This window comes from Streptomyces cavernae (assembly GCF_004023625.1).
Lineage (GTDB): Bacteria > Actinomycetota > Actinomycetes > Streptomycetales > Streptomycetaceae > Streptomyces > Streptomyces cavernae.
In genome coordinates this window covers 123,184-142,984 of the sequence record NZ_RPDJ01000023.1, presented here as the reverse complement: position 1 = coordinate 142,984, position 19,801 = coordinate 123,184, and the positions used below count along the sequence as shown (strand labels likewise).

Genomic DNA, 19,801 nt, shown 5'->3' with positions numbered 1-19,801 from the left:
CTACCCGAGGCCCAGTGTAGCTGTCGGTTTACGCACTTCCTTAACTTCACAAATTTCTGAAAGAAGCGTACCTTCCGAAGCATGACGAAGGCCAACAGCGCCATTGAGGTAGCCGGACTGGACAAGTCGTTCGGCAGGACACACGCCCTGGACGGGCTCGACCTGGAGGTCAGGACCGGCGAAGTGCACGGCTTCCTCGGCCCGAACGGCGCAGGGAAGTCGACCACCATCCGGGTCCTGCTCGGCCTGCTGCGCGCCGACGCGGGCACCGCGCAACTGCTCGGCAAGGACCCGTGGGCGGACGCGGTCGAACTGCATCGCCGCCTCGCCTACGTCCCCGGCGATGTCACCCTGTGGCGCAACCTCTCCGGCGGCGAGGTCATCGACCTGTACGGGCGGCTGCGCGGGGGCCTCGACCCGGCGCGGCGGGCCGAACTGATCGAGCGGTTCGAACTGGACCCGACCAAGAAGGGGCGCACGTACTCCAAGGGCAACCGGCAGAAGGTCGCCCTGGTCGCCGCCTTCGCCTCCGACGTCGACCTGCTGATCCTCGACGAGCCCACCTCGGGCCTGGACCCGCTGATGGAGGAGGTGTTCCAGCGCTGCGTCAGGGAGGAACGCGAGCGGGGCCGCACCGTCCTGCTGTCCTCGCACATCCTCAGCGAGGTGGAGGAGCTGTGCGACCGGGTCAGCATCATCCGCAAGGGCCGCACCGTGGAGAGCGGCACCCTGGCCGACCTGCGCCATCTGACCCGTACCAGCGTCACGGCCGAACTCGTCGGCCCGCCCAACGGGTTGGCGGATCTGCCCGGGGTGCACGACGTCGAGGTCCGGGGCAACCGGGTCGGGCTCCAGGTCGACACCGACAAACTCAACGCCGTCCTGAGGTCCCTGACCGAATCCGGCGTACGGTCCCTGACCTCCACCCCGCCGACCCTGGAGGAGCTGTTCCTGCGGCACTACCAGGACGAGCTCGAGGAGGCCGGGGCCCGATGACCGCCACCGTCACTTCCGCGTTCACCCCGAGGACCGGTGGATCGCGGCAACTCGCCGGTACGGCCGCGCTGTTGCGGCTCGCACTGCGCCGCGACCGGGTACTGCTCCCCCTCTGGGTCGGCGTCATCGCGTTGATGGTCGTCTCCATGCCGGGCGCGCTGGAGACCGCGTACGCAACGCCCGCCGACCGCGCCGAACTCGCCCGGCAGTTGCTGACCAACAGCTCCCTGCGCGCCACCTACGGGCCGGTCTTCAGCGACTCGCTCGGCGGGCTCGTGGCCTGGCGCATCGGGGTGTTCGCCGCGGTGTTCGCCGCGATCATGAGCCTGCTGATCGTCGTACGGCACACCCGCGACGAGGAGGAGAGCGGCCGGCAGGAACTGCTCTCCTCGGGCATGGTGGGCCGGCGCGCGCCGCTGACGGCCGCGCTACTGGCCGCCCTCGTGGCGAACGGGGCGCTGGCGCTGCTGATCACGGGCGGGCTCGCCGGTCAGGGAGCCTCGGGCGCGTTGGCTCTGGGGCTGGGCACGGCCGGCGTCGGAATGGTCTTCGCCACGATGGCGGCGATCGTCGCCCAGCTCACGGAGAGCGCCCGGCTGGCGAAGGGGCTCACCGGCGGGCTGCTGGGCGCCGCCTTCGTGCTGCGCGCGGCGGGTGACTCGGCCGAGGCCGACGGCTCCTCGGTGCTGACCTGGGTCTCCCCGGTCGGCTGGCTGGAGCAGCTGCGGGCCTTCGCGGGCGAACGGTGGTGGGTGCTGCTTCTGTTCGTCGGCGCGATCGCGGTACAGGGCGCGGTGGCGTACGAACTCGCCGGGCGGCGCGACGTCGGGATGAGCTTCCTGCCCACCCGGCCGGGTTCCGCCACGGGCCGGCTCGGCACGCCCGAGGCGCTGGCCTGGCGGCTGCAGCGGGGCAGTCTGCTCGGCTGGAGCCTCGGTTTCCTCGCCGCCGGGGTGGCCTTCGGCGGGATCACCACGGGGGCGGCGGACCTGGTCGGGGACAACGCACGGACCCGCGAGGTCATCGAGCGCATGGGCGGACAGGCCGGGCTGACGGACGCCTTCCTGGCCGCGATGGTCGGCATGCTCGGCATGATCGCCGCACTCTACATCGTCCAGTCCGTGCTGCGGCTGCACGTGGAGGAGACCTCGCAGCGGGCCGAACCGGTGCTGGCGAACGCGGTGGGACGGGTGCGCTGGGCGGGCGGCCACCTCGCCGTCGCCTTCGGCGGCTCCGCGCTGATCGTGGTGGTCGGAGCGCTGGGCGTGGCGGCCGGATACGGGCAGGATCTCGGTCCCGTGCTGGGCGCCGGCCTGGTGCAGCTGCCGGCGGTCTGGGCGATCGGCGGCGCGGCGGTGCTGCTCTACGGGGCGCTGCCGAAGGCGGCCCCGGCGGCTTGGGGGGTGGCGGGCGCGGTCCTGATCATCGGGTGGATCGGCCCCGCGCTGGAACTTCCGGACGCCGTGCTGAACCTGTCCCCCTTCAGCCATCTGCCGAAGCTGCCCGGCGAGGCGATGTCGTGGCCGCCGGTGCTGATCCTGACGGCGATCGGGGCGGGGCTGGTGGCGGCGGGGTTGGTGGGGTTGCGACGGCGGGACATGGTCAGCTGAGGGGGCGGGCGGCTCGTCAGTCCACGTACTTCTTGAGTTCTTCGGTGTCGAGTTCGATGCCGAGGGGAGCCGGAAGCGAGAGCTGCGCGCCGAAGAGCTTCCTGACGGTGGTGGCGTAGCCCTTGCCTGGTTCCGGGTCGCTGTAGAGCTTGACCGAGCAATCGTCGCGGTCGATCAGCAGGTAGAAGGGGATTCCCGAAGCCCCGTAGGCCGCCGGCTTCTCCTGCCTGTCACGCCTGTCCGTGTCGGAGTCGTACGAGGTGACCTCGACGACCATCAGCACGCCTTCGGGATCGGCCCACTCACCGCTCCCGGCGAAGTGTGATTCGGGGGTGAGAACCGCGTCCGGACGTGCCCGTCCCTGACGGTACTTCTCGATTCTGAGACCTCGCCCCTGGTACAGGTCCAAGTCAGGCCGAGCCCGCATACAGCGCCTGGCCAGCCACATCACGATCGTGTCGTGATCCCCGTCCGCCACTTTCTTGGCCCCGATCCGTCCGTTGATGAACTCCAACCTGACGGCGTCGTCGGTCTCCTTGGCCGCGAATGCGGCGATCCTCTCGAACTGTTCCACCGACATCTGGGACGTCTGCGACATGCGCTCTGCCATAACCGTCATGGTGCCCCCCTTCGCAGGCGGGCACCAGGATTGCCGAGCAACTGCCGATCGATGACCGGATCACCCACTCGATCAGCCGAACGGGTGATCTGGTCAGCCGACCTCCACTCCCAGCCCCTCAAGCCCCCGGATCACGAAGTTCGGCTTGCGGACCGGCTCCGCCGCAAGCCGTAGCGTCGGTGCCTTCTCCAGCAGCGCCCGCATGGACGCCGCCAGCTCGATACGGGCCAGCGGGGCGCCGATGCAGTAGTGGATGCCGGCGCTGAAGGAGATGTGGGGGTTGTCCGTGCGGGTCAGGTCCAGCTTCTCGGGGTCGGTGAAGACCGCCGGGTCGTGGTTGGCGGAGCCGAAGAGCATCGCGATCTCCGCGCCGCGCGGGATGGTCGTGCCGTCGATCTCGATCTCGTCGAGGACCCAGCGCTCGAAGAGCTGGAGCGGGGTGTCGTAGCGCATCAGTTCTTCCACAGCTGTGGAAACCAGTGAGTGGTCCGCGCGCAGGGCCGCCAGCTGCTCGGGGTGGCGGAACAGGGCCCACCAGCCGTTCACCGTGGCGTTGACCGTCGCCTCGTGGCCCGCGTTCAGCAGGAGGACGCAGGTCGAGATCATCTCCTGCTCGGTGAGCCGGTCGCCCTCGTCGTGCGCGGCGATCAGGCCCGAGATCAGGTCCTCGCCCGGGTCCTTGCGGCGGGCCTCGATCAGCTCGCGCAGGTACTCGGTGAACTCCACCGACGCCCGTACCGCCTTCGCCGCCGTCTCCTCCGACGGGTTCAGCTCGTACATCCCGCAGATGTCCGCCGACCAGGGCCTGAGCAGGTGCCGGTCCCCCTCGGGAATCCCCAGCATCTCGGCGATGACGGCGACGGGCAGCGGCTCGGCGACATCCGTCAGCAGATCCCCGCCGCCCGCTGCCACCAGCCCGTCGACCAGCTCACCGGAGAGCCGCTGAACGTACGGCTTCAGCTGCTCCACCGTGCGCGGCGTGAACGCCTTCGACACCAGGCGCCGGATCCGCGTGTGGTCCGGCGGTTCCAGGTCGAGCATCCCGTGGTCGTTGAGGACGTGGAACGGTTCGTGCTCCGGCGGGGGCGCGGTGCGGCCGAAGTCCTCGTGGGTGAAGCGGTGCCGGTACGTACGCCCCAGCCGCCGGTCCCGCAGCAGCGCCGACACATCCCCGTGGTGCGGCACGAGCCACTGGTTCGTGGGCTCGAACCAGTGCACCCGGCCCCGGGCGCGCAGCTCGGCGTAGGCCGGGTAGGGGTCGGCCACGAAGTCGGGGGACCAGGGGTCGAAGGGTACGTACGGTGCGTTCATGCCGGGACGCTAACCCGCGGGCCACCCGACGGGTAGCCCCGCCCCCGGCGGCCCGCTCAGCCCGGAGTCACCAGCCGGGCCTCGTACGCGAACACCGCCGCCTGGGTGCGGTCCCTGAGGCCCAGTTTCACCAGGACACGGCTGACATGGGTCTTGATGGTGGACTCGGCGACCACCAGACGCTCGGCGATCTCCCCGTTCGACAGGCCCTGCGCGATCAGCACCAGCACCTCCGTCTCCCGCTCGGTCAGCTCGCCGTACGCCGCCCGCGCCGCGGCCGACGGCCGCTCAGGTGCCTGCGCCAGCCGGGAGAACTCCGTGATCAGCCGCTTCGTCACGCTCGGCGCCAACAGCGCCTCCCCGCTCGCCACCACCCTTACCCCGTCGGCGAGTTGGCGCGCGGAGGCGTCCTTGAGGAGGAACCCGGAGGCTCCCGCGCGCAGGGCCTGGTACACGTACTCGTCGAGGTCGAACGTGGTCAGCACCAGCACCTTGGTGTCGGTGTCCCCGGCGACGATCTCCCGGGTCGCCTCGATGCCGTTCAGCTCCGGCATGCGGATGTCCATCAGCACGACGTCCGGGGCGAGTTCGCGCACCCGCTCAACGGCCTCGCGGCCGTTGACGGCCTCACCGACCACCTCGATGTCCGGCATCGCGTTGAGCAGCACCGAGAAGCCCTCGCGCACCATCATCTGGTCGTCGGCGATCAGTACCCGGATCGTCACGTCGCGTCCTCCGTCACCGCAACGGGGAGGAACACCGCCACCTCGTAGCCGCCGTCGTCCGACGGGCCCGCCGTCATCTCGCCGTTCAGCATCGACACCCTCTCCCGCATCCCCGTGATGCCGTGCCCGGCGCCGGGCGAGGCCTTCACCAGACCCGTCGCCGGACCGTTGACTATCCGGATGCCGAGCCCGCCCAGCACATAGCCCAGCTCGACCCTGGCCGCCGCGCCCGGTGCGTGCCGCAGGCTGTTGCTCAGCGCCTCCTGCACGATGCGGTACGCGGACAGCTCCACCCCCTGCGGAAGCTCACGGACGGCTCCGGTGACGACCTTCTCGACCGTGAGACCGGCGTCGCGCACATTGGCCAGCAGCCCGTCCAGGTCGGCGAGGGTCGGCTGCGGGGTGTCGGGCGCCTCGTAGTCCTCCGCGCGGACGACGCCGAGGACCCGGCGCAGCTCGGCGAGGGCCACCACCGCGTTCTCCCGGATCACGGCGAACGCCTTCTCCAGCTCCGGCGGCGGGTTCTCCACCCGGTAGGGCGCCGCCTCCGCCTGGATGGCGACCACGGACATGTGGTGCGCGACGACGTCGTGCAGTTCGCGGGCGATGGTGGTGCGCTCCTCGAGGAGGGTGCGCTTGGAGCGCTCCTGCTCGGTGACCGTCCGCTCGGCGGTGACCTCCTGCTTCGCCTCCCGGCGGATCTGCAGGACGGTGACGACGAGGAGGACCAGGGCGGAGAACACCACCATGGGCGCTGTGTTGGAGCCGTTGTCGTCGCCGAGGACGGTCTCCGCGAAGATCCCGTACACGCCCGTCAGCACCCACATCCACGCGGCGGTGCGCGGCCGCGTCCGCAGCGAGACCAGCGTCATCACGGCCAGGTGACCGGCGAAGGCACCGACCGTCCAGGGCTGGGGGTCCCAGTAGGTGCTGAGCGCCTGGACGAACGGCGTCACCGCCAGGGACGCCCAGAAGGCCGCCACGGGCCTGACCAGGGTCAACAGGACCGGGGCCGCCGGCAGCAGCCCGGACAGCACCGCCTGGATCTCGTCGCCGTCCGTGTTGTCGGCGCCCATCACGAACACCAGCAGGGCAAGGGCCACCACGGCGGCATGGGGAGCCCAGGCCGCCCGCCTGCGCAGCCGGTCCGGCAGCCGGCGGACGATCGGTCCGTCGATGCCCCTCCGGGGAACGGGACGATAGGCGAGGGTGTCCTCGAGGAGGTCCTCGCGCAGGCCCTGGAGCACGCCCACGGCGAGGTCGTACTCGGGGCTGTGGAACCGGCTGTTCTTGGGTCCCTGAGTGGAGTGCGTATGGGTCTCGGTCACACCATGAACGGTATGCGGCCCGCCCCGCGTCGTCGTCAGCATTGAGGGGGGTCCTGCCAGGTCCGTCTCAGGTACTACGGGGCGGTACCGGGGAAGTGCCCGGTCGGCTGCAACGGGGCGGTACCCGGGACGTGCCCGGTCGTCTCAGATCCGTGACCACATCGGTCCGGTGGCCGTGCCGGGTCGGTTCAGTATCCGGACGGCCGCACCAGGCCCGTCTCGAAGGCGAAGACCGCCGCCTGGGTGCGGTCGCGCAGGCCGAGCTTCACCAGGATCCGCCCCACATGGGTCTTCACCGTCTGCTCGGCCACCACCAGCCGTTCGGCGATCTCCGCGTTGGACAACCCCTGCGCGATCAGCACCAGCACCTCCGTCTCCCGTTCGGTGAGCTCACCGGCACGTGTCTTCGTCGACGCGCGAGGCGTCGAGTGCAACCGGGAGAACTCGGCGATGAGGCGGCGGGTGACACCCGGCGCGAGCAGCGCGTCACCGGCGGCCACCACCCGTACCGCCTCGGCCAGTTGGTCGGCGGACGCGTCCTTGAGCAGGAAACCGGAGGCGCCCGCGCTCAGCGCCTCGTACACGTACTCGTCGAGGTCGAACGTGGTCAGCACCAGCACCCGGATGTCCGGGTTGCCGGCGGTGATGCGTCGGGTGGCCTCGATACCGTCCAGTTCCGGCATGCGGATGTCCATCAGGACGACATCCGGGGCGAGTTCGGCGACCTTGGTGACCGCGTCCAGTCCGTCGACGGCCTGGCCGACGACCTCGATGCCGGGCTGGGTGTTGAGCAGCACCGTGAAGCCCTGCCGGACCATCATCTGGTCGTCGGCGATCAGGACGCGGATCGTCACGTGTCGTCTCCTCGGGGGATGGCACCGGTGGTGGCGGTGTCGGGGGCGACTGAGTCAGGGGCGACTGAGCCGGGGGTGACCGAGTCGGGGGTGCGGGGCAGGAACGCCGCCACCGCGTAGCCGCCCCCGGCCGTGGTCCCTGTGACGAGGGTGCCACCGAGCATGGCGGCCCGCTCGCGCATTCCGAGCAGTCCGTGACCGGCGCCGGGGGACGGCGGGGCGGGGAACCGCGGTGCGGAGTTGACGACTTGGACCCGCAGTCCGTCCCGCCGGTGGGTGAGCTCCACCCGCACGTCGGTGCCGGACGCGTGGCGCAGCGCGTTGCTGAGGGCCTCCTGCACGATGCGGTACGCCGACAGTTCCACACCCGGCGGCAGGGGCCGCCGCTCGCCGGTGATCTCGACGGTCACCGCCAGACCGGCCGCCCTGGTGTTCTCGATCAGTGCGTCGAGACGGTCCAGGGTGGGCTGGGGGGAGTGCCGGACGGTGCCGTCGGCGGCCGTCTCGCCGCCCGAGTCCCCGGGATTCTCGGAGCGCAGGACGCCCAGCACCCGGCGCAGTTCGGTCAGTGCCTCCAGGGCGTTCTGCCGGATGCCTTCGAGGTTCTCCCGCAGCTCCTCGGGCGGGTCCTGAACCAGGTGGGGAGCGACCTGGGCCTGGATGGAGATCACCGACATGTGGTGGGCGACCACGTCGTGCAGTTCGCGGGCGATCCGGCTGCGCTCCTCCAGGAGGGTGCGGCGGGCTCGTTCCTCGGCCGTCAGTGAGGCCTGTTCGACGAGTTGGGTGCGGGCCTCGCGGCGGCCCCGGAGGGCGATGCCGAGCAGGGCGACGCCGACGAACACGACCATCGCCAGAAAGCCCGTCGGCTGGTACGTTCCTTCCTCCACCGGCCCCTGCTGGTCCATCAGCCACTGCATGAAGAAGCTGACCAACGCGGTGACGGCCAGCACTTCGACGGCCACGCGGGTGCGTACCCGCAGCGACAACAGCAACAGCACGACGGCGTGCGCGACCATACTTGACGGACTCCACGGCCACGGGACGGCATACGAGGGGTCGTTCAGACGCGACATGGAGCCCGTCGCCACCGCGACCGTGGCCAGGGTCGACAGCCACCACGCCGGTACCGGCCACCACAGCGCCATCCCCACCGCCACGCCCTGCGCCAGTGCGCACAGCACACCGGTCGCGGCGAGCCCGTAACGGGCGCTCAAGTGGTCCGCGTTGGCGATCGTGGTGACGATCGCCACCAGGAGGACGATCCCGTGCGGCAGCCACCGCAGCCACCGCAGCCACGCCGCGGCCGGCAATGGGGCCGCCCGGCCCGTCCACAGGTCGTCGCGCACCGCCCGCAGTCCCCGGGCCAGCCGCTTCTCCAGCGCACTCACCCGCACCACCCTAAGCATGACGCGCCATCCCGTCGTCCACGGTTTCCGGCCGCCGCCGCACCCGCAACACCCGCGAGTGCCGCCGCAGACCGGCACCGCCGCCCCTGGTGTGACCACCCCGCTCGTAGCCGTGGAACGCCGCCCAGCAGACCGCCAGTGCCAGGCCGAAGACCGGCAGCCAGACCACCCGCAACGGTAGCCACGACAACTCCGACGGGACCGTGTGCAGCCCGGGGAGCCGGCCCACCGTCAGGCCCAGCGCGGTCACCGCCATCAGGGCCGTCTGGTGCCACAGGAACACCGTCATCGCCGACAGGTTGACCAGGGCCACCGCCGCCCAGGCCGCGGGACGGCGCATCAGCCTGCGCAGCGGCTCCCGCAGCAGCAGTGCCAGACCGCACTGGGCGAGACCGAAGGTGACGGCGGCCAGCGTCGGCGGGTTGAGGTTGGACACCCCCGCGCCTGGCACCCCGACCATCGACGCCGGGTAGCCCGCCAAGGTCACCAGGCCCGCGGTCGCCACCACCCCGCCGATGACGAGGACCAGGCCCGCGCGGCGGGTGAGTTCCCCTCGGGTCCAGGCCGCGCCCAGCGTGTACGGGACCAGCCAGCCCGCGGCCACGTTGATCCAGCCCGGCCAGGCCGGGCCGCCGAGGCCGAAGCGAATGAGGTCCACATGGAGAACGACGGCCAGCGGCCACAGCGGGTTCATCCGCGCGACCAACGGGGTCGCCGCCGTCAGTCCGGCGAACACCAGCAGGAACCACAGCGGGGACAGTGCCAGGTTCAGCAGTGTGTGGATGGTGTCGAAGTCGGCTCCCGTCAGAAGCAGGGTGAGCGACACCGCCGTCCACAGGCCGAGGAGTGCGGCCACCGGTGTGAGTAGCCGGGACATCCGGGCGTGCAGCCACCCCCTGTACGCAATGCCGCGGGCCTGGGCGGATGCCCAGCTATTGGTCGCCACATGGCCGCCGACCAGGAAGAACACGGCGAGGGTCTGGAAGACCCAGGAGACGGGAGCCAGCCAGGGCTGATAGCGCAGCGGGCTCACCGTGCGCAGGGTGCCGCCGTCCGCCACCAGGGCGGTGACCAGCCAGTGGCCGAGCACCACGCCGAGGATGGCGAAGGCGCGCAGGGCGTCGGTTGCACGGTCGCGGGTGGGCGGTGTGGCCGCGTCCAGGCGCCGGGCGGAGGCGCGGAGGCGGGACTCCCTCACCGGAGTCGCCCGTGGGGGCTTCACCAGTGTCACGGGCCTGCGGGGCCTTTTCGGCCCCACGGGCAGGAGGTCGGTGCCGGCCACGGCTCAGCCCACCTCGGCCGTCTCGCCGAGCACGATGCGTGCCAGGTTGGCCAGGGAGTGCGAGCCCGGTGCGAGATAGCCGCTGTGGTCGGCGTCCCGAGCGGAGAAGACCCGGGCGCCGAAGGCCGGGGAGACCGGGTCGGTACCGAAACCGAGGGTCGTGCCGAACAGGTCGGCTCTGGTGTGCGGGACGTTGGCGATCCAGTCGTCGGCGCCGCGGGCCGCCCAGACGCGGGCGGAGGTGTGCAGGCCCTCGACGGAGTCCGCGCCGGTGCCGGGGCTGCCGAAGAGCGCGATGTCCGAGACCGCGAGACCGCCTGCCGCGCGGGCGCAGACCACCGAGCCGTATGAGTGGCAGAGCAGCGTGAGGGCGGCGTCCGGGCCGGCGATGCCGCGCAACTCGCTTACGAACGCCCGCAGTCCGGGCGCCGCCTCGTCGGCGCGGCCGGTGGTCAGGACGGCGGGGCTGACCGTGCCCGGGGTTTCGTAACCGAGCCAGGCGACCACGGCGGTGCGCGCCGTCGAGGTCCCCTCGAGCCGCTTGTGCAGTGCGAAGGCTCCCGCGCGGAAGCGTTCGTAGGTGTCCAGTGTCGTGTCCGAACCGGGTACCAGCACCGCGACCCGGGTCGCGTGCGCGAGGTCGCCGAAGACCTCGGCCGCACGGCCCGGCCCCCGGCCGTCGAAGGTGAGGAAGTGCCGGGTGGGGACGGCCATCGTGCGCTCGGCCGAGGCCCGCCGGTGGTCGCCGTGTGCCTCGGCCATCCGGGCCGCCTCGGTGATGTTCGCGCGGTTGGCCGCGTAGGCCGTGTCCAGCGTGGCCGCCGAGACCGTGCCGAGCTGGGCGGGCGGCGGGGCCGGCACACGGGGCCGCGCCGCGGCCGACACCGGCAGGGCGACCGCCGCGGCGACGACTCCAGCGAGCACGGCCCGCCGCACCCGCCCCCACGGCACGCCACGCCCGCTCGCCGAAGCACGGCCGAACGGACCGTCCTCGAGCGGCCCGCCCTCGAGCCGCCGCCCGCCGTCGTACCACTGTCCGCCGTCGGGCCGTCCCCCCTCGAACCGCCGCCCGTCTTCGAACCGCCGCCCGGCCTCGGTCTTCCCCGTCCCAGGCTGCGTCCGGTCCGGCCCCTCTTCCGCCTCCGGCCGCGACCGGCCCCTCGCGCCCCCCATGACGACCGCCCTCCCCGTCCGTCCCGCCCGCTCACCGGGCCTGTACGGAAAGGAAGTTATGAATCGCGGCCGGTCGTCGGCGTCCCGCCAGGGAGCTCACTTGGCGGGTAGCTCTCAGGTATTACGGGTCTGACGTCCTGCCCCTCGTGAGCGAAGGGGATTCCCACACGGCCCGCGCCCGCGCCCGCGCCGTGCTCCAGCCCGGGCCGGTGGCCGGAACACGGCGGGGGACCACGGGGGTGGGTCCGCGCCGCGGCGTCGCGTGGGTGTCGTCCCGCTCGCCGGCCATGCCGGCGGTCCGGACCGGTGAGCTCAGCCCTCGGCCTCACCCTCCAGCGCCAGTCCGAAGGCCTCGCCGATGCTGCGGGCGGCAGATACGACGCGGGCACTGCCGACCACCGGAGCGATGGCCACGAGCGTGCCCTGGATCCTCTCCGGCGACACACCGAGTTCTTCGGCGGCGCCGATGTTCAGCAGGTAGGAGGCGGGAGCGGCGTCCATGGCGACCAGTGCCGCGATACGGGTGAGGAGGTAGGTCTCGGGATCCAGCCCCGACCGTTCGAAGGTGTCGAGGGTCATCTGGACGATCGTTTCGAAGACGGGGGCGTCGGCCTGTGCGAGTGCCGACATACCACCTGCTGCCGGGCCGTGCTCTGTCATCTCACGCACTCCCTTCGGGGCGGCTGTGCTTCTCCGCACAGCACACCTCGGTGCCCCGTGCGAGGCATCACCTGTAGCGGGTGATTTCAGCTCCGGTGGGCGGGGCGGTCAGCACCGGCGCCGTGATCCTCATCCGGAACCCCATGCGACGCCCGTCATCGTCAGCCAATGGCTCAGGGTAGGGCGCCTTGTTTGGCTGACGGATGGTCAGAACACAAGGCCGCTCCGACGACTCCGCCCCGCGCTGAGAGGATGGCGCCCAACTGACAGAAGAAGGAGGGGTGAGCATGGCCGTGCTCGTTCTGTCCGGCGTGCTCGTGCTCGCCGTCGGAGGTTGTGTCTGCGTCCTGTGGGCGGCGCGGGGCGGACCGCGCTGGGTGCGCGCGGTGGCCACCGTGACGCTGGCGGCGGGCGAGTTGGTGCGTCGGTCGAGGAGTTCCGGCCGGAGCTCGGGTGGGAATCAGGACGGCAGCGACGACTAGTGCCGCGGCAGGCAACGTTTGCCCGTCAAGGAGCGGCGTCCGGGGCGTCCTCTGGGGGTACCCCCTGCTCGAAGAGCTTGGGGAAGTGCCGGCCGGAAGTCCTCGGACTGGACGTACTTGGGCTTTCGGCCGGTGCGGTGAGAGGGCGTCCCGGGCGTCGCACGGGGCGAACGGTGCCTGTTGCGGCACTAGTGCTCGGTCAGGTTGGTATGGGCGGGTGACCTGACCCCGAGGACGCCGAGCATGGCCCGGGTGGCCGGGCTGGGATTGAATCGGCTCCACGCCAGATACTCGACGTGGGCCGTCGACCACCGGGACCAGCGCCAGTTCCGGACCGCCGGCGGCCGGCGGGCGGATGAACGCCGAAGGCATCAGCGCGATGCCGAACCCCCGCTCGATCAGCCGGGTCATCAGCTTGCAGACCGTCGGTTTCGTTCTCGCCCTGGCCGCGTTGCTCGCCGCGCGCAGGACGATCGCCGTGGCGTGAGCCGGCCACGGGCCGGCTGCGCGCGGGGGTCCGCGCAGGGTGCGCTCACCAGGCCAGCTGCGCGATCTCCTCCGCCACCACCGCGCACGCGTCCGCCAGCGGATCGATCAGCGGGAAGTGCCCCACGTCCTCCAGCAGGGTCAGTCCCACGACCTCGCCCGCCTTCGCCGCCGCCTCCGCGTACGCCTCCGCCACCGCCATCGGGACCACGACGTCCGTACGGCCCTGCACCAGGGTCGTCGCGATGCCTGTCGGCAGCAGCAGAGCCGGGTCGGCGTACGGTCGGCGCTCCGCGAACTCGTCCTGGCTCCCCAGCAGTTGCAGCGCGGCACCACCGCACACGTCCAGCTTCTCGGCCACCGTGAAGTCGGCGATCGGCGCCAGGGCCACCACTCCGCGCAGGTTCGCGGCGGCCGGTGTGCGCCACGGCGCGTCCTTCGGCAGGACGTGCCGGGCCGCCGCCCACAGGGCGAGGTGTCCGCCCGCCGAGTGCCCCGTGAGCACCGTGCGGCGCGGATCGGCCACCGGCAGGGTGCCCCGGAGGAGACCGGGCAGCGTGTCGAGCGCCGCCGCCACGTCGTCGAAGGTGTCCGGCCAGCGCCCGGCCACCGGGCCGCCCGTGCTGCCGGCCGTTCCGCCGCCCCGCCGGTACTCCACGTTGGCCACCGCGAACCCCCGCCGGGCCAGGAAGCCCGCGAACGGGGTGATGTGCCGGCGGTCGTACGGGGCCCGCCAGGCGCCGCCGTGCAGCACGACCACCAGCGGGGCGGAGCCGTCACCGGACCTCGGACCGTCCTCGCCGCGCGGGGCGTAGAAGTCGATCACCTGGTCCGGGTGGTCCCCGTACGCGGCACTCGCGTCGGGTTCGACCGGCGGGTGCGAGAAGGCCGACGCCTCTTCCGCGGCATCGCGCGCGGCGGCGGCGTCCGGGGTCGCGGCATCGCGCGCGGCGGCGGCGTCCGGGGTCGCGGCATCGCGCGCGGCGGCGGCGTCCGGGGTCGCGGCATCGCGGGCGGGGTCCGACATGCTCCAACCTCTCAGGGGCTGAACAGTATTGACGTTTCGCGGGCAGATATCGGCCGTTGGCGGGGACGGTATCAGGCCCGTGACGTGGGACGGCACGCGGTCGTGACACACGGTGAGGACCACCAGGCGTGCCGGCCACCGGAACGGGCCCCGGGCCCGGCCACCACGCAACGACCACCGGAGCAGGCCCCGGCCCCGGCCACCGCGAAACGGGCGGCGGCCAGGACACCGCCGGCCACCGCCGTACCGCCGGCCATCGCCGCACCGCCAGCCACCGCCGCGGCCCGGGCCGGGGCCGGGGCCGCGGCCGGGGCCGCGGCCGGGATGTGCACCGCTCCGGTGGTCACCGCGCTCACCCCAGGGTGAGCGCGAGCACCCGGGCCGCCCGCTCCACGTCCCCGAAGCCCACGTACAACGGCGTGAAGCCGAAGCGCAGCACGTCCGGATGGCGGAAGTCACCGACCACGCCCGAGGCGATCAGACGGTTCATGACGTCCCCCGCCTTCTCACAGCGCAACGCCACCTGGCTGCCGCGTTCCGCATGGGCCGACGGGGTCAGCGACTCCACCCGGCCCGCGGGCACGTACGCCGCCACGCACTCCAGGAAGAAGTCCGTGAGCGCCAGCGACTTCGCCCTGACCCGCTCGATCGGGACGCCGTCCCAGACCTCCAGGGCCGCCTCCAGGGCGAGCATGGAAAGGATGTCCGGAGTGCCGACGCGACCGCGCGGGGCACCGGCGGCCGGGGCGTAGTCCGGGCTCATCCCGAACGGGTCGGCGTGCGAGTTCCAGCCGGGCAGGGGTGAGTCGAAGCGGGGTTGCAGGTCCCGTCGTACATAGAGGTACGCGGGCGAACCCGGCCCCCCGTTGAGGTACTTGTAGGTGCAGCCCACCGCCAGATCGACGCCGTGCTCGTCCAGGCCGACCGGCAGGGCCCCCGCGCTGTGGCAGAGGTCCCAGACGGCGTAGGCGCCCGCCCGGTGCACGGCGTCCGTCAGCGACGGCAGGTCGTGCAGCCGCCCGGTGCGGTAGTCGACGTGGTTGAGCAGCACCGCCGCCGTCCGCGGGCCGAGGGCGGACGGTACGTCCTGCGGTGCAACCGGTCGCAGCTCGCACCCGGTCATCCGGGCGGCGGAGGCGGCGATGTACCCGTCGGTGGGGAAGGTGGTGGCGTCGACGAGGATCTCGTCCCGTCCCGCGCCGCTGCCCGCACCCCCGCCGCCTTCACCGTCACCCTTCGCCATCCGGACCGCGGCCACGACCGCCTTGAACACGTTGACACTTGTGGAGTCGCCGACGACGATCTGCCCGGCCGCGGCACCCACCAGGGGAGCGATCCGGTCGCCGATGCGCTCCGGCGCCGTCCACCAGCCGCTCTCGTCCCAGGACCGGATGCGCAGCGAACCCCACTGCCGTCGTACGACGTCCTCGACGCGCGCCGGCACGGAACGCGGCAGCGCGCCGAGCGAGTTCCCGTCCAGGTAGACCACGTCGTCTAGGACGAACTGCGCGCGCAGCCCGGCGAGTTCGTCGGCGGCGTCCAACTCCGCTGCTCTCGAGATCAGTTCAGACATGGGACCGCGCCGTCCACAGCTCGGGGAAGACGTTCTTCTGGGCCCGCTTCTCCAGCCACGCGACTCCCGCCGAGCCACCGGTCCCGGGCTTGGCGCCCATGGCGCGGCGGGTGGCCACCAGGTGGTCGTTGCGCCACCGCCACACCAGCTCCGCGACATCGGTCAACGCCTCGCCGAGGCGGGCGAGTTCGGCGTCCTGGTCACCGGAGTAGAGCTCGGTCCACACGGCCTCGACCTCGGGCGAGGGCTCGTAGCGCCGTGAGACGTCCCGGTCGAGCACCTCCGCCGGGATCGCGTATCCGCGCCGCGCGAGCAGTCGCAGCACCTCGTCGTAGAGGCCGGGTTCGTGCAGCGCCTTCTCCAGCTCGGCGTGCACGCGCGGGGCTCCGCGGTGCGGCACGAGCATGGACGCGGACTTCTCGCCGAGCAGGAACTCCATCCGCCGGTACATCGCGGACTGGAAGCCGGAGCCCTCGCCGAGGGCGTCGCGGTAGGAGTTGAACTGGGCGGGGGTGAGCTGGCCGAGCGGCTTCCACGAGGCGTTGAGCGCCTCCAGCTCGCGCACCGACCGCTTGAGCGCGGCCACGGCGACGGGCACCCGGTCCTCGCGCAGCGCCGTCGCCGCGGTCTCCCACTCGTGGACGATGACGGTGAACCACAGTTCCATGACCTGGGTCGTCACCAGGAAGACCATCTCGCCGGGGTCGTCGGAGAGGGTGTGCTGGAGGTGGGTGAGGACGTCGGCCTTGACGTAGTCCTCGTACGGGGTCGTGCCCTGGAAGTCGAGATGCGGGGTCTCGGGCTCGTGGGCCTCGGAGGACTGAGAGGTCTGAGAGGACTGATGAGCCGTTTGGGACATCGCTGTCTCCTGCAATGTGCTCCGGGTAGCGGTCCGCCCCTGCCGATGCCGGCACGGGGGCCCCGGTCCCCAGGGGCATCCTGCGCAATCGGACCCCGAAACGGCAAGGCCTGCCCGACGTGTGTCAGGCAGGTCTCGTGACGGCGGCGCTCAGCTCAGGGTCTGGGCCGCGGTCGGGGAGGAGTCCTTCAGGAACTGGGTGCAGCGCTCGTGCTCCTCCTGCTCGCCGATCGCCTGAGCGGCCCGGGCGAGGGCGTGCAGGGCACGCAGGAAACCGCGATTCGGTTCGTGTTCCCACGGCACGGGGCCGTGGCCCTTCCAGCCGCTGCGGCGGAGGGCGTCCAGCCCTCGGTGGTAGCCCGTTCGGGCGTACGCGTACGACTCCACGACACTGCCCCGCTCGAAAGCGTCGTCCGCGAGCTGGGCCCAGGCGAGGGAGGAGGTGGGGTACCGGGCGGCGACGTCGGCCGGGGCCGTGCCACCCGCCAGGAGCGTGCGGGGCTCCGGGTCGTCGGGGAGGTGGGTCGGGGGCGGGCCCCCGAGGAGGTTTTCGTGAATGGCCATGGACTCAAGTCTGCGCCATCCGCTGCCGCGAGCCGAACGGGTTGCCTCCCCTCTCCGCCAGACCGGGCGCCCCGCCCGACTGCAAAGCCGGGACCCCCAACGGCCCGCAGCCGCGCACCGGCGGAAGGGGACGTGCCGGAGCCTCCGCCCGCAGCGGCTGGCGCACGGACATAGCCCGACCACTCCGCGCAACACGCAACGCGCCAGACCGACCGAGGACGGAGGCTGGCGCACGGACATAGTCCGACCACTCCGCGCAACACGCAACGCGCCAGACCGAGAATGGAGGCTCCGGTACGGCCCCCACCCAGGCAACACGCCAGACGCCCCGCCAGACCAGACGCCCCGCCGGACTAGGCACCCCCGGCCTCACCCACCCCACCCTCCAGCGGCGGAGCCGTGACGGACCCGTGCGTCCGGCATTCCGGCCGCCGACAGTCCGGGGTGGGTTTGCGAATCTTCGCGAATGCGATCAGTGCGCCGAGTACCAGCACCCCCGCGCACACCGGCATAGCCCTGCGGAACGCCTCCCCGAACTGTTCCGCCGAGCGGTACGCCTCGTCCCCCATGCCCACCAGCACCGGCAGCCCCGCCACCGCCACCAGCCCCGCCACCCGGGCCGCCGCGTTGTTGATCCCGCTCGCCAGCCCGGCCTGTGCGGTGTCCACCGAAGCCAGCACGGTGGCCGTGAGCGGCGCCACCAACGTCACCATCCCCAGCCCCATCACCAGCACCGCGGGCAGCACATCCCCCACATACGACGCGTCCTCGCCGACCCGCAGCATCAGCAGCATCCCCGCCGCGCACAGCAACGGCCCCACCGTCAGCGGAACCCGCGGCCCGATCCGTTCCCCCAGCGCGCCGGACCGCGAGGACAGCAGCAGCATCAGCACCGTGGTCGGCAGCAGCGCGGTACCGGCGCCCAGCGCCGAGTAACCGGAGACCACCTGCAACTGCAGCGCGACGAGGAAGAAGAACCCGCCGAAGGCCGCGTACACGCACAGCGTCACCACGTTCACGGCCGTGAACTGGCGCGAGGAGAAGATCGACAGCGGCAGCATCGGGTCCGCTCGGCGCCGCTCGACGTACCCGAAGGCGACACCCGCCGCCACGCCCGCCGCCGCGGTCACCGCCACGGTCACCGAACCATCGCGCGCCTCGATCAACGCGTACGTCACCAGCGCGAGCGCCGACGCGCCCAGCGCCGCCCCCAGCACGTCGAAGCGTCCATGCAGGCGGCCGTCCCCCGACTCCGGCACGTGCCGCACCGCGACCGGTACGCAAAGCAGCGCCAGCGGAACGTTCAGCAGGAACACCCAGCGCCAGCCGGGCCCGTCCACCAGCCAGCCCCCGAGGAACGGGCCGACCGCGGCGCCGACACCGCCGAAGCCCGACCACAGGCCCACCGCGCGGGCCCGGTCGTCCGGGTGGAAGGAGGCCTGGATGATGGCGAGGGAGCCGGGGGTGAGCAGTGCGCCGCCGATGCCCTGGAAGGCGCGGGCCGCGATGAGCACCCCGGCGTTCGGGGCGAGCCCGCACAGCAGCGACGCGGCGGCGAACCACACCACCCCGAGGACGAAGATCCGGCGCCGCCCGAAGCGGTCGCCGAGGGCGCCGCCGAGGAGGATGAGGCCGGCGAGCGTGAGCATGTACGCGTTGACGGTCCACTGAAGCGCGGCGAGGCCGGCGTCGAGGTCCTCGCCCATGCGGGGAAGGGCCACGTTGACGACCGTCGAGTCCAGCAGGGCCATGCTGGAGCCGAGCACCGTGGTGAACAGAATCCATCGGCCGGTGGGGGTGGTGATCCGTACTGCGGGGCTCTCCTGGGCGGTGGCCATGCTCGGATCATCGCGCGTCAGGTGGTGCCGGGCCAGCCTTCGTACCCCACGGGGCCGAGGACCCCGGAGACGCTCGCTGCGCACATTGACAACAAACGACAGCCTTAATGCGTTTTGTCATGCTTTAAGGCGGTTAGCCGACAGGGAGTCCGTAGAAAGGGGATCCCGATGATCACCCGAGAGCAGATTCCGACGGTTCTGGACCACGCGGTCTATGACACCGACGGCAACAAGATCGGCGACGCGAAGCACGTGTTCCTCGACGAGGTCACCAGGGAGCCCGAGTGGGTCAGCGTCAGGACCGGCCTGTTCGGCACCAGCGAGTCGTTCGTACCCATCTCTGAGGCCAGCCTGGTCGAGGACCATCTTGAGGTCCCGTACTCCAAGGACACGGTCAAGGACGCCCCCAATGTCGACGTCGACGCCGGCGGACACCTGTCCGAGGACGAGGAGCACCGCCTGTACGAGTACTACGGCGTCGACTGGGACACCGCCTGGCAGGAGACGGTCCAGCCCGGCGCCGGCGACGTGGCCCAGCCCGGCACCGGCGACGTCTCCGGTTACGCCGAGGATGCGATGACCCGCTCCGAGGAGCGGATGCGCGTCGGCGTCGAGCGGCATGAGGTCGGCCGGGCCCGACTGCGCAAGTACGTGGTCACCGAGGAGGTCCAGCAGACCGTTCCCGTACGCCATGAAGAGGTGCGCATCGAACGCGAACCGATCACCGACGCGAATCGCGAGGACGCCCTCGCCGGCCCGGACATCAGCGAAGCCGAGCATGAGGTGACCCTGCACGCGGAACGCCCCGTGGTGGAGACCGAGGTGGAGCCGGTCGAGCGGGTCCGGCTCAGCACCGACGAGCGCACCGAGGAGGAGACCGTCGCCGGAACCGTCCGCAAGGAGAGAATCGCAGCCGAGCTGGAGGGCGAAGAGGACGAGCGTCGGCAGTGACCGGCGCGTCTCCGGGCGAGCCACTCCGGCAGAGGCTGTCTCCCGCAACGGGCC

General features: G+C 71.9%; 20 protein-coding genes. 5 read left to right on the top strand and 15 right to left on the bottom strand.

Annotated elements, in window-relative coordinates:
• Positions 1 to 81: 81 nt before the first annotated feature.
• Positions 82 to 996: an ABC transporter ATP-binding protein gene (locus EF387_RS30240; RefSeq protein ID WP_128379809.1), complete on the top strand. Its 915-nt coding sequence runs from the start codon at positions 82 to 84 to the stop codon at positions 994 to 996.
• Complete coding sequence (locus EF387_RS30235; protein ID WP_128379808.1) at positions 993 to 2,606, top strand: ABC transporter permease; 1,614 nt, start codon at positions 993 to 995, stop codon at positions 2,604 to 2,606. Before EF387_RS30240 ends, EF387_RS30235 begins: the two co-directional genes overlap by 4 nt.
• A gap of 16 nt (positions 2,607 to 2,622) precedes the next feature.
• Here the strand turns inward: EF387_RS30235 and EF387_RS30230 are convergent, their stop codons facing one another.
• The 9 genes from EF387_RS30230 to EF387_RS30190 form a co-directional block, all read right to left on the bottom strand.
• Positions 2,623 to 3,225 (bottom strand): Uma2 family endonuclease, encoded by a 603-nt coding sequence (locus EF387_RS30230; protein WP_128379807.1) that lies wholly within the window; start codon positions 3,223 to 3,225, stop codon positions 2,623 to 2,625.
• Between the two features lie 93 nt (positions 3,226 to 3,318).
• Positions 3,319 to 4,536 (bottom strand): cytochrome P450, encoded by a 1,218-nt coding sequence (locus EF387_RS30225; RefSeq protein WP_128379806.1) that lies wholly within the window; start codon positions 4,534 to 4,536, stop codon positions 3,319 to 3,321.
• A 56-nt stretch (positions 4,537 to 4,592) separates the two neighbouring features.
• Positions 4,593 to 5,261 (bottom strand): response regulator, encoded by a 669-nt coding sequence (locus EF387_RS30220; protein ID WP_128379805.1) that lies wholly within the window; start codon positions 5,259 to 5,261, stop codon positions 4,593 to 4,595.
• Positions 5,258 to 6,631, bottom strand: coding sequence for a sensor histidine kinase (locus tag EF387_RS30215; RefSeq protein ID WP_128379804.1), 1,374 nt, complete (start codon positions 6,629 to 6,631; stop codon positions 5,258 to 5,260). The genes EF387_RS30220 and EF387_RS30215 overlap by 4 nt, the downstream gene beginning before the upstream one ends.
• Positions 6,632 to 6,777: 146 nt before the next feature.
• The gene (locus tag EF387_RS30210) at positions 6,778 to 7,443 is read right to left on the bottom strand and encodes a response regulator (RefSeq protein ID WP_128379803.1); all 666 of its coding nucleotides are present in this window, start codon (positions 7,441 to 7,443) and stop codon (positions 6,778 to 6,780) included.
• Positions 7,440 to 8,852, bottom strand: coding sequence for a sensor histidine kinase (locus EF387_RS30205; protein WP_128379802.1), 1,413 nt, complete (start codon positions 8,850 to 8,852; stop codon positions 7,440 to 7,442). The genes EF387_RS30210 and EF387_RS30205 overlap by 4 nt, the downstream gene beginning before the upstream one ends.
• Positions 8,845 to 10,050, bottom strand: coding sequence for an acyltransferase family protein (locus EF387_RS30200; RefSeq protein WP_128379801.1), 1,206 nt, complete (start codon positions 10,048 to 10,050; stop codon positions 8,845 to 8,847). The genes EF387_RS30205 and EF387_RS30200 overlap by 8 nt, the downstream gene beginning before the upstream one ends.
• Before the next feature lie 87 nt (positions 10,051 to 10,137).
• Positions 10,138 to 11,307 (bottom strand): alpha/beta hydrolase, encoded by a 1,170-nt coding sequence (locus EF387_RS30195; protein WP_238431784.1) that lies wholly within the window; start codon positions 11,305 to 11,307, stop codon positions 10,138 to 10,140.
• 312 nt (positions 11,308 to 11,619) lie between these two features.
• Complete coding sequence (locus tag EF387_RS30190) at positions 11,620 to 11,967, bottom strand: carboxymuconolactone decarboxylase family protein (RefSeq protein WP_128379800.1); 348 nt, start codon at positions 11,965 to 11,967, stop codon at positions 11,620 to 11,622.
• Positions 11,968 to 12,254: 287 nt separating this feature from the next.
• On the opposite strand from EF387_RS30190, the gene EF387_RS30185 reads away from it, so the two are divergent.
• The gene (locus tag EF387_RS30185) at positions 12,255 to 12,449 is read left to right on the top strand and encodes a hypothetical protein (protein ID WP_128379799.1); all 195 of its coding nucleotides are present in this window, start codon (positions 12,255 to 12,257) and stop codon (positions 12,447 to 12,449) included.
• Positions 12,450 to 12,804: 355 nt separating this feature from the next.
• Positions 12,805 to 12,936, top strand: a complete 132-nt coding sequence (locus EF387_RS50145; RefSeq protein WP_420802642.1) for a hypothetical protein — start codon at positions 12,805 to 12,807, stop codon at positions 12,934 to 12,936.
• A gap of 45 nt (positions 12,937 to 12,981) precedes the next feature.
• On the opposite strand, the gene EF387_RS30175 is transcribed toward EF387_RS50145, so the two are convergent.
• The 6 genes from EF387_RS30175 to EF387_RS30150 all read right to left on the bottom strand — a co-directional run bounded on the left by EF387_RS30175 (position 12,982) and on the right by EF387_RS30150 (position 18,796).
• Positions 12,982 to 13,962: an alpha/beta hydrolase gene (locus tag EF387_RS30175; protein ID WP_128379798.1), complete on the bottom strand. Its 981-nt coding sequence runs from the start codon at positions 13,960 to 13,962 to the stop codon at positions 12,982 to 12,984.
• A gap of 71 nt (positions 13,963 to 14,033) precedes the next feature.
• Entirely contained in the window at positions 14,034 to 14,309 is a 276-nt protein-coding gene (locus tag EF387_RS30170; protein ID WP_128379797.1) for a hypothetical protein, read from the bottom strand.
• Between the two features lie 5 nt (positions 14,310 to 14,314).
• Complete coding sequence (gene kynU / locus EF387_RS30165; RefSeq protein ID WP_128379796.1) at positions 14,315 to 15,535, bottom strand: kynureninase; 1,221 nt, start codon at positions 15,533 to 15,535, stop codon at positions 14,315 to 14,317.
• Positions 15,528 to 16,394 (bottom strand): tryptophan 2,3-dioxygenase family protein, encoded by an 867-nt coding sequence (locus tag EF387_RS30160; protein ID WP_128379795.1) that lies wholly within the window; start codon positions 16,392 to 16,394, stop codon positions 15,528 to 15,530. The genes kynU and EF387_RS30160 overlap by 8 nt, the downstream gene beginning before the upstream one ends.
• Before the next feature lie 150 nt (positions 16,395 to 16,544).
• Positions 16,545 to 16,958, bottom strand: coding sequence for a DUF3151 domain-containing protein (locus EF387_RS30155; protein ID WP_128379794.1), 414 nt, complete (start codon positions 16,956 to 16,958; stop codon positions 16,545 to 16,547).
• Positions 16,959 to 17,311: 353 nt separating this feature from the next.
• Positions 17,312 to 18,796: an MFS transporter gene (locus tag EF387_RS30150; protein WP_128379793.1), complete on the bottom strand. Its 1,485-nt coding sequence runs from the start codon at positions 18,794 to 18,796 to the stop codon at positions 17,312 to 17,314.
• A gap of 168 nt (positions 18,797 to 18,964) precedes the next feature.
• Between EF387_RS30150 and EF387_RS30145 the strand changes: the two genes are divergently transcribed.
• Positions 18,965 to 19,747 (top strand): DUF2382 domain-containing protein, encoded by a 783-nt coding sequence (locus EF387_RS30145; protein ID WP_128379792.1) that lies wholly within the window; start codon positions 18,965 to 18,967, stop codon positions 19,745 to 19,747.
• Positions 19,748 to 19,801 lie beyond the last annotated feature (54 nt).